The 15,551-nt window shown below is 34.5% G+C and carries 14 protein-coding genes; 9 read left to right on the top strand and 5 right to left on the bottom strand.

All coding sequences use genetic code 11. From position 1 onward, the window contains the following. The first annotated feature begins 75 nt into the window (after positions 1 to 75). From ACEN2F_RS01050 to ACEN2F_RS01010, 9 genes are all read left to right on the top strand, one after another. Positions 76 to 930 carry a CvfB family protein gene (locus tag ACEN2F_RS01050; RefSeq protein ID WP_441734911.1) on the top strand — a complete coding sequence of 285 codons (855 nt, stop codon included), beginning with the start codon at positions 76 to 78 and terminating at the stop codon, positions 928 to 930. 404 nt (positions 931 to 1,334) lie between these two features. Continuing rightward, on the top strand, positions 1,335 to 2,165 hold the full coding sequence (locus tag ACEN2F_RS01045; RefSeq protein ID WP_091170323.1) for a 1,4-dihydroxy-2-naphthoyl-CoA synthase: 831 nt from the start codon (positions 1,335 to 1,337) through the stop codon (positions 2,163 to 2,165). A gap of 191 nt (positions 2,166 to 2,356) precedes the next feature. Beyond that, positions 2,357 to 2,878 (top strand): PH domain-containing protein, encoded by a 522-nt coding sequence (locus tag ACEN2F_RS01040; RefSeq protein WP_441734908.1) that lies wholly within the window; start codon positions 2,357 to 2,359, stop codon positions 2,876 to 2,878. Beyond that, positions 2,878 to 4,392 (top strand): PH domain-containing protein, encoded by a 1,515-nt coding sequence (locus tag ACEN2F_RS01035; RefSeq protein WP_441734905.1) that lies wholly within the window; start codon positions 2,878 to 2,880, stop codon positions 4,390 to 4,392. Before ACEN2F_RS01040 ends, ACEN2F_RS01035 begins: the two co-directional genes overlap by 1 nt. A gap of 88 nt (positions 4,393 to 4,480) precedes the next feature. Next, positions 4,481 to 5,443, top strand: coding sequence for a 1,4-dihydroxy-2-naphthoate octaprenyltransferase (gene menA / locus ACEN2F_RS01030; protein WP_441734902.1), 963 nt, complete (start codon positions 4,481 to 4,483; stop codon positions 5,441 to 5,443). 52 nt (positions 5,444 to 5,495) lie between these two features. Then, positions 5,496 to 6,173, top strand: coding sequence for a metal-dependent hydrolase (locus ACEN2F_RS01025; RefSeq protein ID WP_441734900.1), 678 nt, complete (start codon positions 5,496 to 5,498; stop codon positions 6,171 to 6,173). 195 nt (positions 6,174 to 6,368) lie between these two features. Continuing rightward, positions 6,369 to 7,580, top strand: coding sequence for a tetratricopeptide repeat protein (locus ACEN2F_RS01020; protein ID WP_441734898.1), 1,212 nt, complete (start codon positions 6,369 to 6,371; stop codon positions 7,578 to 7,580). Further along, positions 7,573 to 8,037, top strand: a complete 465-nt coding sequence (locus ACEN2F_RS01015; RefSeq protein ID WP_441734895.1) for a DMP19 family protein — start codon at positions 7,573 to 7,575, stop codon at positions 8,035 to 8,037. The genes ACEN2F_RS01020 and ACEN2F_RS01015 overlap by 8 nt, the downstream gene beginning before the upstream one ends. A 109-nt stretch (positions 8,038 to 8,146) precedes the next feature. Further along, complete coding sequence (locus ACEN2F_RS01010) at positions 8,147 to 9,193, top strand: o-succinylbenzoate synthase (protein WP_441734892.1); 1,047 nt, start codon at positions 8,147 to 8,149, stop codon at positions 9,191 to 9,193. 1 nt (position 9,194) lies between these two features. On the opposite strand, the gene ACEN2F_RS01005 is transcribed toward ACEN2F_RS01010, so the two are convergent. The 5 genes from ACEN2F_RS01005 to ACEN2F_RS00985 form a co-directional block, all read right to left on the bottom strand. Next, positions 9,195 to 10,283, bottom strand: coding sequence for an AI-2E family transporter (locus tag ACEN2F_RS01005; RefSeq protein WP_441734889.1), 1,089 nt, complete (start codon positions 10,281 to 10,283; stop codon positions 9,195 to 9,197). Between the two features lie 108 nt (positions 10,284 to 10,391). Continuing rightward, positions 10,392 to 10,838: a DUF1572 family protein gene (locus ACEN2F_RS01000; protein WP_441734887.1), complete on the bottom strand. Its 447-nt coding sequence runs from the start codon at positions 10,836 to 10,838 to the stop codon at positions 10,392 to 10,394. Next, complete coding sequence (locus ACEN2F_RS00995; RefSeq protein WP_441734884.1) at positions 10,828 to 11,307, bottom strand: nuclear transport factor 2 family protein; 480 nt, start codon at positions 11,305 to 11,307, stop codon at positions 10,828 to 10,830. Before ACEN2F_RS00995 ends, ACEN2F_RS01000 begins: the two co-directional genes overlap by 11 nt. Positions 11,308 to 11,536: 229 nt before the next feature. Next, complete coding sequence (locus ACEN2F_RS00990; RefSeq protein ID WP_441734882.1) at positions 11,537 to 13,570, bottom strand: OmpA family protein; 2,034 nt, start codon at positions 13,568 to 13,570, stop codon at positions 11,537 to 11,539. Positions 13,571 to 13,656: 86 nt separating this feature from the next. Then, a complete protein-coding gene (locus tag ACEN2F_RS00985; protein WP_441734879.1) occupies positions 13,657 to 15,435 on the bottom strand; it encodes an Ig-like domain-containing protein in 1,779 nt (592 codons plus the stop codon). Positions 15,436 to 15,551 lie beyond the last annotated feature (116 nt).

Genomic DNA, 15,551 nt, shown 5'->3' with positions numbered 1-15,551 from the left:
TTGTTTTTTTGTGGACGGTTTCTTAATTTACTATTTTCAAACTTCGTACATTTGCACTTTAGAAATTGAAAGAAAATGATTGAAATAGGAAAATACAATACGCTTACCATCTTACGCGATACCAAAGTGGGTTTGTTTCTGGGAAATCCAGAAGAAGATCCCGAAGGAATTCAGGATATTCTGTTGCCTAACAAATACGTGCCAAACGAATTTGAAATAGGGGAAGAGTTGATAGTTTTTGTGTATTTAGACCACGAAGAAAGACCAGTTGCCACTACATTAGAACCATACATATTATTGAATGAATTTGCACTTTTGCGTGTGAATTATACCAATCAGATTGGTGCTTTTATGGATTGGGGAATGGAAAAAGATATCTTGGTCCCGTTCAAAGAGCAAGCACGTCCTATGGAAAAAGGAAAACGCTACTTGGTTTATCTTTATATGGATGAAAAAACCAATCGTTTAGTTGCTTCAAGTAAGACAAATCAATTTCTTAAAAATGAAATACTTACAGTTGAAAAAGGCGAGGAAGTTGACTTAATTGTGTCACATATCACTGAGATAGGCATTAATGTGATCATCAACGAGAAGCACAAAGGTTTGATGTACAAAGATGAAGTGTATGATGATGCGATTCGTACTGGAGACCGCATGCGAGGATATATCAAGACGATTCGCCCAGATAATAAGATTGATGTGGCATTGCAAGTTCAAGGATATCAAAGTATCGAACCGAATGCAGAAAAAATTCTGGATGAGTTAAGAGCGAGTAGAGGTTTCTTGCGTTTGACTGATAATTCACATCCGGAAGACATTAAAACGGTTTTGAAAATGAGTAAGAAAACCTTCAAGAAAGCGATAGGAGCTTTATACCGAGAGAAATTAATCGAAATCAAGGAAGACGGGATTTACTTGGTTAAGGAATAAATTAAAGTTCGTGACCAACTGTTTTCGGTTTAGAATTACCCAATTAATAAGGGATTGTATTATAAAAAAAGACTAATCGTAACGGTTAGTCTTTCTCTTTTTAATGCTGTTTTAGGATAATAAATTCCACTATTTTAATTGCAATCCATGTTTTTTTTTAAAAGTTGACACTATATTGAAAAATCAATAATTAATTCAGGATAAATAATTTACTATCAATTGATTGGCTTACTTTTAAATCAAAATTATTTGGATTTTCAACTGTTAAAACGTTGTTTTTTGGTCGTTTTTTAACATTACAAAGCCTTTAATGAGAGAAATATTACCGTAAGCTTGTCTAAATAGAATAGATAAAATGTAAAAAATGATTTATTTTTACACTGAAATAATTAAAATCAATTGTAATGGATTGGATCACTGCTAAAGAATACGAAGATATCACTTATAAGAAATGCAATGGCGTTGCCAGAATTGCGTTCAACAGACCGGATGTGCGCAATGCATTCCGTCCAAAAACAACTGCTGAATTGTATAATGCCTTTTATGATGCACAGGAAGACACTTCTATTGGTGTGGTTTTACTTTCTGCAGAAGGGCCTTCGTCTAAAGATGGCGTATATTCTTTTTGCAGTGGCGGCGATCAAAATGCTCGCGGTCATCAAGGTTATGTTGGCGATGACGGGCAGCATCGTTTGAATATTTTAGAAGTGCAACGTTTAATTCGATTCATGCCAAAAGTAGTTATCGCTGTAGTTCCAGGTTGGGCTGTAGGTGGTGGACACAGTTTGCATGTGGTGTGTGATTTGACTTTGGCGAGTAAAGAACACGCTATTTTTAAACAAACGGATGCTGATGTAACGAGTTTTGACGGTGGTTATGGTTCCGCTTATTTAGCTAAAATGGTGGGACAGAAAAAAGCACGCGAAATATTTTTCTTGGGACGCAATTATTCCGCTCAGGATGCTATGGATATGGGAATGGTCAACGCTGTGATTCCGCATGCTGAACTAGAAGATACTGCTTACGAATGGGCACAGGAAATTTTGCAAAAATCTCCAATGGCAATTAAAATGCTAAAATTTGCGATGAATCTTACCGATGATGGAATGGTAGGACAACAGGTTTTTGCCGGTGAAGCCACAAGACTTGCCTATATGACCGAAGAAGCTAAAGAAGGAAGAAATGCATTTCTGGAGAAAAGAAAACCGAATTTTGAGAAAAAATGGTTGCCGTAATTTAGTAATCAGTATTCAGTAGTCGGTCGCTATCAAGAACGCAGTCGTGATTTGTCATTTCGATGAAGGAGAAATCTCATTGACAGTTTCAGTAATCAGACTCAAAAGACTCAAATAAAAACGTAGCACCTTAGTGGTCTTTGTGGCAAAAAAGATAGCCTCTTTTTTGGTAAAAAAACTAAATTTTATAAATGGAAAATTTTACAAACGAAACAATTGATACGTACCAGCTTCCAAGATTTGAAGAAGTCAATTTTACGAATTTGCATCCTAAATACATTAGGGTAGTATTGATTAATCTGGCATTATTTATTAGCATACTTATTCTTGTTCCAATATTGTTTTCAGTGTTTAAACCAGAACTTTTTTTAGGAAGAGTCTGGTTGATTATAGGGGTTGTTATTCCTGTATTAGCGGCTTTGTTGGTAGTATTTTCTATTATTGGATTCCAGAAAAAAGGATTTGCTTTCCGGGAACACGATGTGCTTTTTAGATACGGAATTCTTGCTACTAATACAATCGTAATTCCTTATAATAGAGTGCAGCATGTGGCATTGCATGAAGGATTTATTTCACGTTATTTTGGTCTCGCCAAAATAGAAATTTTTACTGCCGGTGGAAGTTCCAGTGATATTGAAATTCCGGGAATCGAAAAAGAACACGCCGAGAATATCAAACAATTGTTGATGGGTAAAATACAAAAGCAATTGTAATGGGAGCCGATTTTAGTCAGCCACAGCGGCAATCTTCAATAGGGATTTTGGTGATGTTTTTTTATACGCTTCAGCAATACGCCAGAGCGTTGTGGCCTATGATTGTGATTTGGATTTTTAAGTTTGACGAAGTTAATAAATTGTATTTTTCCTTAGGAATGATTGCTGTCTTTGTGATTGTTGGAGTTGTTTCTTATTTGAAATATCTGAATTTCACTTTCTTTTTGGATTCCGAAAACGAGGAGTTTATCATTACAGAGGGTGTTTTTAATAAAACTAAAACCGCGATTCAGCTTCGTAAAATTCAACAGGTAAATATCAATCAGTCTTTTATCCAAAAGTTAATTGGCGTTTACGAATTGGATGTAGACACAGCGGGAAGCAATAAAAAAGAAGGTGCCATCAAAGCGATTTCGCATGAATTGGCTTTAGAGTTAAAATTCCGTTTGTTAGAAAATGAAGAACTAAAGACTACAATTGGAACTGAAGAAACTTCATTGGATGAAACCGAGCAAAAACTATTTGAAGCTTCGCATCCTTTCATAAAAATAAGTTTTTTGAGTTTGTTAAAAGTTGGAGTTACTTCTAATTACGGGAGAACTATCGCTTTATTGGTGATTTTCTTTAGTACAATTTACGAGAATTTTCAAAATTTTGGAAACGAAAGTAATGAATACAAAGAAAAGGTAGGTTCGTATATCGATAAAAACCTAGTATTGCAAACAATTTTAATAGCGATAGTGTTATTGTTTTTAGTGGTTTTGATTATTAATATCATCCGCACTGTTTTTAAATATTATGATTATAAAATAGCAAGACAAAAAGGATCTTTATTACTATCTTTTGGATTATTAAATTCTAAAAGTACCATTATCAAGCCTGAAAAAGTTCAGATTACCACTGTTACTAGAAATTATTTCCAAAAGAAGATGGGTATTCTGGAATTAAAAATTAAACAAGCTACCGGCGGTGAAAAGGAAGAACGGAAATCAACAATTGAAATTCCGGGATGCACCGAAGCAGAAAGGGATTCGATATTGAGATTGTTGTTTCATAAAATTCCTGAAAAAGGAGTAATGCTGCAACCTAATTTTCGTAAACTTATTTTTTCTGTTTTTCTTTCAATAGGATTACCTTTGTTGGGATTTTTGGGGATTGGGTATTGGCTGGAGCCTATGATTTTTGAATATAATTATGTGGTGCCAATTTATGTTGTTTTTATTGGATTAATCCAGTTCTTTAAATTCAAAAATAACCGATTATTTATCCAAGAGAGATTTATAATAAAGCAAAGTGGCGCTTGGGATATCAGTAATGATATTATTGAACCCAGTAAAATACAAGCAATTACAACTTCGCAGCTTTTCTGGCATAAAAAGTTGGATATTGGTTCCATAACTTTGCACACCGCAGGAGGAAACATCGCTTTTCAGTTAGGGGATTATTCAGTACTAAAACAACAAGTCAACCGTTGGTTGTACGAAATAGAAACTTCCGATAGCAATTGGATGTAGTTTAAAGAGGTTATTTGGTTAATTGTTTGTTCCGTTAACCGAGTAAACAATTAACCAAATAAACAATTACACTTTTAAATAAAAAAACATGAAACATTGGATTGAAGCCGCACGATTACGAACCTTACCCTTATCGGTTTCTGGAATAATAGTTGGAAGTATGTATGCTTTAGCAAACCCGACAGATAATATATTAACTCCAACAGAAGTCTTTAACTGGCGATTGTTTGGTTTTGCGATATTGACAACATTAGGATTGCAAATACTGTCAAATTTTGCCAACGATTACGGTGACGGTCTGAAAGGAACAGATAATGAAGATCGGGTAGGACCCAAACGTGCGATACAAAGCGGTGTGATCACTCCGCAGGCCATGAAACGAGCTATTATAATGACATCAGCATTGACGTTGCTATCTGCTATATTATTGATTTATTATGCGTTCAGAGACACAAATCTATGGTTTTCCTTTTTCTATTTAGTATTAGGAATTCTTGCAATTGTATCTGCTATTCGCTATACGGTTGGAAATACCGCGTACGGCTATCGTGGATTTGGGGATGTATTTGTGTTTGTGTTCTTCGGATTAGTGAGTACTTTAGGAGTCAATTTTTTATACTCCAAAGAATTGGATTCGTTATTGGTTTTACCAGCTGTGGCGATCGGATTATTGAGTGTCGGCGTTTTGAATCTGAATAATATGCGAGACGAAGTATCCGATAGAAAATCAAATAAAAATACAATTGTTGTAAAAATTGGCGGAGCCAAAGCTAAAATATACCATTACATTTTGATTGTAACGGCGATGGTTTTGGTATTGATTTTTGCAATTATTGACGATTTTCACTTTGATCAGTACTTGTTCTTACTAGCCTACATCCCTTTAACTAAACATTTAATTACCGTCTATAAAAATCATCATCCTAGAGAATTAGATCCCGAATTAAAAAAACTGGCGCTGAGTACTTTTGCCCTTTCAGTGTTATTGTCTTTAGGTATGATTTACTTCTTTTCGGATATTGTTGTGAATACTTTTTTAGGAGGTAGATAAAACAGAAATCAAATATTAAATCATTCAGTCATTCAATTTTAAATAAAAAAAAATGAAAATAACATTTTACGGTCACGCGTCATTAGGTATAGAAGTTGGCGGCAAACACATTATTGTAGATCCTTATATTTCGGCTAATCCAAAAGCGGCTCATATTGACGTTGATTCTTTAAAAGCAGATTATATTTTGCTAACCCACGCCCATGGTGACCATATCCTAGATGTCGAATCAATTGCCAAAAGAACGAATGCGGTAATAGTTTCCAATGCCGAAATTGCAGGTTATTATGATGCAAAGGGATTTCAATCACATCCAATGAATCACGGCGGAAGCTGGAATTTTGATTTTGGTAAACTGAAATACGTAAATGCGATTCACTCCAGTTCTTTTCCTGACGGCAGTTACGGAGGAAATCCGGGTGGTTTTGTTATCGAGGGAGAGCATAAAAACATATATATATCTGGTGATACGGCGCTGTCTATGGATATGAAACTCATTCCCATGCGTACCAAACTCGATTTAGCAATTTTGCCGATAGGGGATAATTTTACCATGGATGTCGAAGATGCAATTATAGCTTCTGATTTCTTGAATTGTGATAAAATTCTAGGTTATCATTACGATACTTTTGGGTATATCGAAATTGACCATGAAGAATCCATTCGTAAATTTTTCAATAAAGGAAAAGATTTGATGTTACTGGAAATAGGGAGTTCTATAGACTTGTAATTTTTATTTGGAGCTATTCCAGCTATTCGTTGCAAATGAAATTCACTGAACTCCAATAAAATAGAAGTATGGTGAAGTAATCTTTTTATTAGCCAAAAAAGGCTAATAAAAAGGATTTCCACTGCAAACGAAGTTCACTGAACTCCTATGTAAATGAAGGTTTAGTGAAGTAATCTGGGCTAAAAAACATTAATCATGAAAATGAAGATTCAAAAAATCGCTTTCTTAGTAGTAACAATTATTTCATTTCAATCTGTTTTCTCTCAAAAAGACGGCTATTGGGATAAAACCCGCGCCACAACCGAAGAAATAACAGTTTCTGCCAGAGACAGAATCATTATAAAAACCCAAGATTTCCCTGAGGGAACTACTGAAGTCGTTTACAGAATAACACTTTTGGACAAAAATCAGCAAATGGCGGGCAGTTTAGTTTCTGTTTTGAAAGCGATTCCAGATCCTACAGGAATCAGTCAAGGTTCAGCAGGAGCAGTTTTTATCTTGTCAAAAATCTCAGGAGATGATAAATGTAAATATGCTGTTTTTTCTAGTGCGGAATTAGCTACAAAATACAAAGAAAATGGAAAAACAGATGACGCGTGTTGGGTTCAGGATACACCTGTAAGCAAAGATGCCAAGCGACTTTCTGCTGATAAATCTGCTTGTATGCAATCGAATTCAGGGAATTTATGGTTTGGTTTCGAAAGTAAAAACTGGATTATGAACCAGAAAATCATTCTGGAAGTGGTGCCCTGGGTCGATAATAAACTCAGTCGTGGGTGGACACTTGAAAACAGAAAAGCAATCATCAATCAATGCAAAACCTCTAATTTGGCTCAAAAAATGACCAATTCAGATGATTTTTGTGTCTGTATTCTCGACAAAATTCAATCCAAGTACACGTTTAAGGAATTTCAGAAATTATTGGCTGTAGAGCGTTCTAAAGCGTTTAAAGATTTTGGAAACAGTTGCTTTGGAGAAAGCAGTCTTTCTAAAAGTGTGTATGACGATTTGCGTAAGCAAGCCGCTGTTTTAGCAAAGCAAGGAAAACAAGGCGAAGCTATTCGGAAACTGACAACAATTATCAATGATGGAAAAGCAACGGCCTTGGATTACAACGCTATAGGAAATAGTTATCTATTGACTAAGCAATATGGTAAAGCGTTTAAATTCCTAAAAGAAGGCGAAAAGCTTGACAATACGGAGTTATTGATACAAATGAATTTGGCGCACGCTTATTTATTAAATGATAATTATTCGTCAGCAAAAGCCATTTACAAAGAGTTTCAGTCTCAAAACGTAACGGATAGCTTGAGTTGGACTCAAAAAATAAAACAAGATTTTACAGCTTTCAAAAAAGTAGGAATAGTTTCCAATGACTTTGAAAGAGTTTTGAAGTTGATTGATTAATTCAAATATGGAACAGAAATTAAAATATTCAATTATTGATTTGCAAAAAGCATCTGATGAGAATTTAGCCTCTTTGATTTATCAAAAAGCTACTGAGTTAGAATTTGAAACCTTTGGAGAAAACTTAACTATTGCTGATATAGCAATGAAGGAATTTTTAGCTATTTGGGTTTTGCAATTTGAAGTTGAAAATGGTGGATTTGATCAGTTTTTTTTAAACTACGATTTAGAATTTAGTGAATTTGTTTTGAGTGGATTAAAAAGAATCGGAGCAGATGATTATAAAGAGTTAATTGAAAAAGCAATAATTGTTTTTAAAAATCAGAACTTAGATTTTTTAAACAAACGAAATCCTGATTTTGATAAATTTGATGATTTTTTTTATAATTTAAACGGCTTGCAAAAGCTTCAAATTGAATACATAAGGAAGAACTATGAAAAATTTATTATTAAATAAATTGAATAGAAGCAAGTTAATTGTAAGTTTGAGAATAGTTGAGAACTGTACATAAAAAGGTCTTTAGCCCTTTGAAAACATTTAACGCTCTTTGCGGTTAAAAAAAAATATGAAAGCAACCTACCACAAATACCTTCTGGATTTCAAACGCCCGTCAGGAACTTCCCGTGGCGTTATGACCGAAAAAGAAACTTGGTTTATCGTCTTGGAGAAAGATGACAAAAAAGGAATTGGAGAGTGCGGAATCCTTCGCGGATTAAGTATTGATGATCGATCGGATTATGAAGAAAAATTGAAATGGACTTGCGACAATATTAACTTGGGAAAAGACCAGCTTTGGGAAGCTTTAATCGAGTTTCCCTCGATACAGTTTGGAGTCGAAATGGCGTTCCAATCTTTAGTGAGTGAAACTCCTTTTTTACTCTTTCCTTCGGACTTTACAAATGGTACAAAATCCATCTTGATAAACGGTTTGGTTTGGATGGGCGAGGAGTCGTTTATGAAGCAGCAAATCGAAGAAAAACTAGCACAGGGTTTCCGATGTATTAAACTCAAAATTGGAGCGATAGATTTCGATAAAGAACTGCAATTATTGCGATTTATTCGGGAACATTTTACTCCGGAACAAGTCGAAATTCGGGTGGATGCTAATGGTGCTTTTGATCCAACTTTAGCTTTAGATAAATTAATGCAACTATCTGAATTTAAATTACATAGTATAGAGCAACCGATACAAAAAAACAACACTGACAGGATGGCAGAGCTGTGTAAAACCGCTCCTTTTCCTATTGCTCTGGATGAAGAGTTGATTGGTGTGTTTACTTTAGCAGAGAAAGAGCAATTATTGGAGAAAATCAAGCCGCAATATATCATTTTGAAGCCAAGTTTTGTAGGTGGTTTTCGAGGCACGCAAGAATGGATTTCATTGGCTGAAAAGCATAAAATAGGGTGGTGGATTACCTCTGCTTTAGAGAGTAATATTGGACTGAATGCCATTGCACAATGGACGTTTTTACAACAAAATGTAATGCCTCAGGGATTAGGAACTGGAGCGCTTTATACCAATAATTTTGACTGTCCGCTGGAAGTTTCCGATGGACAATTATGGTACAAAAAAGAGCTGGATTGGGCGTTTGATTTTGCCCTTTTGCATTAGATTATTTTGTATTTTTTTTTGGTTCGCCGTCTCCCAATAAAACGGATAACGTCTTTAAGCTCGGCGTGCGGTCCGCAATCAATTTGATGATACTGATGAACGGAATGAACAGAATCATTCCTGCAGCGCCCCAAATAATACCACCTACTATTACCACAATTATAATGACAAGTGTATTTATTTTCAAGCGGCTTCCCACAGCAAAAGGAAATATAATATACGCTTCAAGTGCTTGAACAATAGAAAAAACGGCAATTACAGCCAACGGATACCAAATAGAGTTGTACGTAATCCAAGAAACGGCTATAGGCAATAACGAAGATATCATAATGCCAACATAGGGTATAAAAGTAAGAATTGAGGCTATAAAACCAAATAGAAAGGGATTTGGCACTCCAATTATCCAAAGGCCAATGCTGTTTAGTAAGCCAACTATTAAATAAACTACCAACATTCCTTTGATAAAATTGTAATATTCATGAATGGTTTCAACAAGTATTTCATGAATAGTATTTTTTCGTTCAGGTGGGAATAGTTCATACAAAGCATTTGATAACAACTGGCGATGGAAAAGTATTAATACAGAAAAAACGGGAATCATGATTAGAAAAAATACCGATTCAGATAAAGAGTAGGCGGTATTTCTAATTATGGAGAAGGCTTGTGAACCAGAATTGTTGAGCGTATTATTTATGAATTCGGTTTGTTTTTCCAGACTAATGTCAAATCGTTCTGCTATAAAAACACTTAACTGCTGAATAGTTTCGTTCAGTTTGGAGGTCAAAGATTCCCATTCTTGAAGAAATTCAGAGAACTGTACGATCAATAAATAAATAACGGAACCTATTAAAAGAGTCACTCCTAAAATTGAAATAACAATTGCAATTCCCTTATTGAGACCCTTTGTTTCCATCCATTTACAGATTGGATACAGAATAAAACCAATGAGTAATGAAAAACTTAACGGAATAAATAGTGCTTTGCCAAAGTAAAGAATTAAAAAAGCCAATACTATAAATTGCAGTATTTCTAAAACAGAAAATCTTTTGTTTGATTGAAAAACAACTGGCGTTTTAGAAGATTGTAACATACAAAATGGTTTTAAATCCGTTTTTACTATTTGTTTTAAATAGTATTTTAATAAAAGTACGAATTTTAACGTATTGAAAAACAGTAAATTGTTTGTTAATTGAAAATTTTAAGTTTCCAATAATCTTCTATGGTAATTGATTTGTCCTAAATGATAGGCTAGGTGTGTTGTCAAATGGATAAGTAAAAATTCAGTTGAAGTTTTATCTTTTAAAACCAACAGTGGATATTCTATTTTCAAATCTTCTTCTGTGATGGTATTAAGTGCATTTTCAACGACAACAATGGTTTCGTCAATTTTTTGTAATAACACTTTTCTTGGAATATCTTTCAATGAAAATTCAAGGGCTCTATTTCTAATATATCCGGTTTTTCCGAATTCGGCTCCAATATACATATTAAGATTTCCTAATAAATGCAAACAAAGATTTCCAGCTGAATTAGCGATTCCGTTTTGTATTTTCCAAATCGTACTTTCATTTTGATAGGATTCAATTTCGGATTTAAGGATGTTTAAATCTCTACTAAAGAGCATTGTTAAGGTTTCAATCAGCATGTGTAGTTTCTTTATATTTTTTTAGTGATAGTAGAGCTTGCTGTTGGATTTTTTTCTGAAAAAAACCAGTCCAGCCCAATAAATATCCAGTGATTCCAAAAGCCTGTTTGGACCATTTCCAAATATCAAAATCATCAGTGTGTTTTATAATTAATCCGTTTTTAAACTGAAATTGTGCCTGAATACAATTAACTACTTTTCTATTAGTTTCACTAATATTGTAGGTCGCAATCCACTGGGCAGAACCATTATATTCATCGGCTTTTAACGCTGAAAATTCAATTTTAAGGTTTCCTTTACTTTTTTCAATTAACATTTTCCACATTTGGCAAACATCATTTCCTTTTAATAAACCAAAAACCGGATCACGAAACTGACTTTTAGAATCATAACAATCGGACATTGTTACTGCATCTGCATTTGCAAAAGCAGTATAGAATTTGACAAGGACTTTCTCGTTTGTAGTCATAATTACATAAATGTGAAAAGTAAAAATACTAAATTTATGTGGCAAAGTAGTATTGTATGTATAAATTGAGGAAACAATCTTGAAGTAAATTTTATAGTTAAGTCATCATTACTAGTAATTATTTGTTATTCAAATGGTTTAAATAATTTTAGACAAAAAAAGAGGATAGACTTTTGATTGTCTATCCTCTTTAGTAATTTATAAAAAAGTGTATTTTATATTCTTCAGCTTATTTAGTTGCTGGAATAATATCAATAATTACAGTACGATTGTAAAAACGTTCTTCTGGAGTTTTGTTTTCAAAAGGAGAATTATTTTCATTCTCACCTTGACCAGTTACTTCAAATGTAACGTCATTTCTTCCGGCTTTTGATAATCCTTTTTCAATGATACTTTTTACATCGTTAGCACGATCTAAAGATAAATTTTGATTGTAGGTTTCATCACCAATAATGTCTGTGTGGCCGTGAATAATTACGGTTGCACCAGCAGGAATTTTAGGGGTTACAACTTCAGTAAGGTATTTATCGTAGATAGCAATTGCTTTAGATTTATTAAATTCATAAATAATGCTATATCTCATTCCTTCTTCCATTTTTGCAGGAGTCCAAAGTACCATGTGAACAGGAGTTTCTTTCTCTACAATTTTACCGCTTTTAGTCTGACCAATCATTTTTACTTTATAGTCACCTTCTGAACGACTTCCTAAGATTGATTTTCCAGGAATTTTAACTTCGTCTTGAGTGTAAGGACCAAAATTTTGAATTGCTCCTTGCTCATCAGTAATTTGCAATGACCATGAGGATAATGCTTCTCCGGCTCCTTTATTATTGAAACTAACATAGCTTTCAACAGGTGCTTCTTGAAGTGCAACTATTTGTACAGGTTTCAATTGTGCATCAGGACCACTTTGAAATTCCATTAGTAAATCGGAAGAAGTACTTTCGATAGAAACTCTACGATCACCTTCACGTAGTAAGACTAATTCTTGAGTAGCACCCGGTTGTTCAGAAGGAATACTTGGCTTATCTTGACCTTTTGTAGTTATTCTGGCTGCATCAATAGCAAAAATATTTACGAGATAGGTTTTGATTGATTCTGCCATTGCAATACCATCTTGGGAACCTTTTTCAGAAGATCCTACCAATGTAATTGTTGCATTAGGATTTTTTTGCATACGATCTCCTAGAATATTTAAGATATTGTAATAAACAGTCATTTGACGTTTAGAACGATCTGACAAGTTTTTAGGAGCGAATGTTTCTAATTGATCTTCTTTGAAATCTTTTACCTGATTTTTATTTAATAAAACATAACGGCTAGGAATTTCAGTTGATGCTTCATTGAAGAAAACATAATTTCTAAGTGGGAAAACTTCAGTCATTCTTCTTTCTCCTTGAATATTACTAGGGGAATTTACTGAGAATTGTACTTCAAGATCTTTAGCCATGTCTGTAGCTTCTTGAATATTTTTTCCTTGTCCAAATTTAAGTGCTACACCTGCTCTAATGGTAGTATTATTCCAAGTTTCCGTTTTACGCGGATTTTGGCCAAAATAAGGTTGGAACGAAACAAAAGGAGACAATACAAACTGCGTTTTGTTAGCATCTGAGGAAAGTGGAATATCATAACCAGCTCCAATTTGCATTGATAAAATGGTTTCTTCGATTTCACTAAAATCGCCCGTTACAGCTGCAGAAGGATTTTGATCAGGGAATGCAGGATTAATACCTAATTGATAATTAAATGATTTGTCAAGATTGAAAGCCAAACGAGGACCTCCATAAAGATAAAAATTAGATTTGAACGGAGCAAAACGAACACTTGGTTCTACAGTAATATAACTAAGATCAGTAGATAAATCTGCTGGACAGTCGCACGCAGTTAACACCTGATCAAAAGAACCTTTACGACTATCGTAACCGGCTTGCAACATAACTCCCCATCTAGAAGTAGCTGGGCGATATTCTAAAAGTGGCGCAATAAAAAGTCCAACACCATCTCCATCATGAAATGTTGCTGGTGGTGTAAAACTAGCATTTAACTGATTTGTTGAACCACGATAAAAATTGAAATTGGCTCCACCTGCAAGTCCAAAGTACCAAGATGGTTTGGCGTATTTAAATGCTTGTGCTTCTTGTGCTTGAACGGGTGTTTGAACGCTTAACCAAGTCAAAGAGACTACTAAAAGGCTTTTGATAGGTAAGCTATAAGGGGACCAAGTTTGACGTAATCCCTTTTTTAAATTAATTATGTTGTACATATTTTTATTTGTTTTTTAATCATTTTAAATATATCCTGCCCTAGGACGGGATATAATTGTTTTATTCTAAAGTTTAAATAGTATTCCTAGTTATTAGGAACGTTGATCGTTGTATTTACCATTGTAACAGAAGCTACTAGAGATATTGCTCTACCGTTAAGTACTGTTAAAAATGGATTTGTACTATTAGCAGGAGATGATAAAGTTACGCCAGAATTAGCGATTATATTTCCTACCATTACTCCACCACCAGCATAATTAATAACAGCTGTAGTACCTACATACCAATACACATTGTTAGGATTACCAACACCGTTCAAAAAGGTAACGCTACTTGGCATTGAATCTCCAACAGTTAAAGAAGAAGGTGCTTGGAAATACCATTTTGCATCTGGATTCCCGTTAGCATTTAAAGTAAGATTTCCGTTAGTAATAGTAAATGAGCTAGAAGCTGCATAAATTCCTGGAGCCAAAGTTAGTCCACCTAATTCTCCAGCACCTGGATTTGCAACACCACCAGGCATTGATGCAGGTGAAATACTGTTATAAAGATCTCTTGCAGCATTTAATCCTGCTAATGCAATTGCTGCATTTGTAGCATTTCCTGGTGCAGGTGAATCTGTAAATACTCCATCAGTTACAACTCCATTGTTGAGTGGAGTAACGGTATAAACATCACCGCTTGTACCATCAGTAAAACCTGTTACTAAAGAAGACGCTGCGGTAGTTCCGATTGCTCCATCCACAACCGTTAATAAACCTTGATTAGTTATTCCAGCATTTCCTCCAAAAACTCCGAAAAATAAACCACTTGTGATTACAGGTGAAGGAGTTGCTGAATTTGCAGTAGTGAAATTCCAAACGTAGTTATTAGCCAATGGAACTCCCATTGCACTTTTGGCACCAGTTGTAATAGTTGCTGTATAAACAAGTCCAGGGCTTAAAGCATTCACTGGATTGAATGAAGCAGTTGTACCGCCTGTATAGGCTACAACACCAGGTATTACCGTCGTGCCTTGCTTTAAAGTGAATGTTGTTGTATTTAAAGTGGAAGGATCCATTGCTAAACTAAAGTTAGCGATAAGCGTTTTGTTCAAATTAACAGCCGTTTGATTGTTAATTGGATCAGTAGAAGTTACTGTTGGTGCAGGCACCGTTGTAAAACTCCATACATAATTTGAAGCTAATGGTGTTCCTTGTAAACTTTTAGCACCTGTAGTTACTGTGACAGTATAAACGGTATTAGTTGTCAATGCATTTGTTGGTGCAAATGATACTGTTAACCCACTAGTTGTGATTGAACCTGCAACCGTGTTTGTTCCTTGCTTTACAGTAAATGTAGAGTTTGTTAAAGTCAAAGGATCCATAGGCACACTGAATGTTGCAGTTATGGTTTTGTTTAGAGCTACATTTGTTGCATTATTTGCTGGATCAGTAGCAGTGACAACAGGTACAATAATCATCCCAGTTGCGAATGTCCAAACGTAATCTGTTTGTAGCGCATTACCCATTTTATCTTTTACGCCAGTTGTAATTCTACCAGTGTAAGTTGTATTAGGTTTAAGAAAAGTAGTTGGTTTAAATGTAGCCGTTGTTCCGCTGTACGTTATTGTACCTGCTACAACAGTTCCATTTGCTTCCGTTACTAGGAAAGTCGATGCATTAATCGTCTCTTCATTGATTGGTTCATTAAAAGTAACAGAAATAACCTGATTAAAAGGAACACCTAGAGTTCCATTTGCGGGAATTACAGAACTTACAACAGGGCAAACTCCTATTGTTTCTACAAAATCGTCTTCTGCGCAAGCGGTAATAAATGCAATAAATAGTATTGCAAAGGTTAATAGTAATTTTGTTGTTTTCATTTTTTTACATTTAGGGGATTAAGTATTATCCTAACAAATGTATGGCAACACTCCAAAGTATTCATTATAAAATTATCATAATTACTTGTAAGATTCACTGTTATAAATTAGTAATA

This window comes from Flavobacterium sp. W20_MBD1_R3, assembly GCF_052119725.1.
In the GTDB taxonomy this organism is placed as follows: Bacteria; Bacteroidota; Bacteroidia; order Flavobacteriales; family Flavobacteriaceae; genus Flavobacterium.
This window is presented reverse-complemented; position numbering and strand designations above follow the sequence as displayed.

Coding starts and splice junctions, on each gene's coding strand:
- ACEN2F_RS01005 (WP_441734889.1), bottom strand. CDS start 10,283: ATGTTACAATCTTCTAAAACGCCAGTTGTTTTTCAATCAAACAAAAGA.
- ACEN2F_RS01040 (WP_441734908.1), top strand. CDS start 2,357: ATGGAAAATTTTACAAACGAAACAATTGATACGTACCAGCTTCCAAGA.
- ACEN2F_RS01000 (WP_441734887.1), bottom strand. CDS start 10,838: ATGCTGATTGAAACCTTAACAATGCTCTTTAGTAGAGATTTAAACATC.
- ACEN2F_RS01020 (WP_441734898.1), top strand. CDS start 6,369: ATGAAAATGAAGATTCAAAAAATCGCTTTCTTAGTAGTAACAATTATT.
- ACEN2F_RS00995 (WP_441734884.1), bottom strand. CDS start 11,307: ATGACTACAAACGAGAAAGTCCTTGTCAAATTCTATACTGCTTTTGCA.
- ACEN2F_RS01025 (WP_441734900.1), top strand. CDS start 5,496: ATGAAAATAACATTTTACGGTCACGCGTCATTAGGTATAGAAGTTGGC.
- ACEN2F_RS01050 (WP_441734911.1), top strand. CDS start 76: ATGATTGAAATAGGAAAATACAATACGCTTACCATCTTACGCGATACC.
- menA (WP_441734902.1), top strand. CDS start 4,481: ATGAAACATTGGATTGAAGCCGCACGATTACGAACCTTACCCTTATCG.
- ACEN2F_RS00985 (WP_441734879.1), bottom strand. CDS start 15,435: ATGAAAACAACAAAATTACTATTAACCTTTGCAATACTATTTATTGCA.
- ACEN2F_RS01035 (WP_441734905.1), top strand. CDS start 2,878: ATGGGAGCCGATTTTAGTCAGCCACAGCGGCAATCTTCAATAGGGATT.
- ACEN2F_RS01045 (WP_091170323.1), top strand. CDS start 1,335: ATGGATTGGATCACTGCTAAAGAATACGAAGATATCACTTATAAGAAA.
- ACEN2F_RS00990 (WP_441734882.1), bottom strand. CDS start 13,570: ATGTACAACATAATTAATTTAAAAAAGGGATTACGTCAAACTTGGTCC.
- ACEN2F_RS01010 (WP_441734892.1), top strand. CDS start 8,147: ATGAAAGCAACCTACCACAAATACCTTCTGGATTTCAAACGCCCGTCA.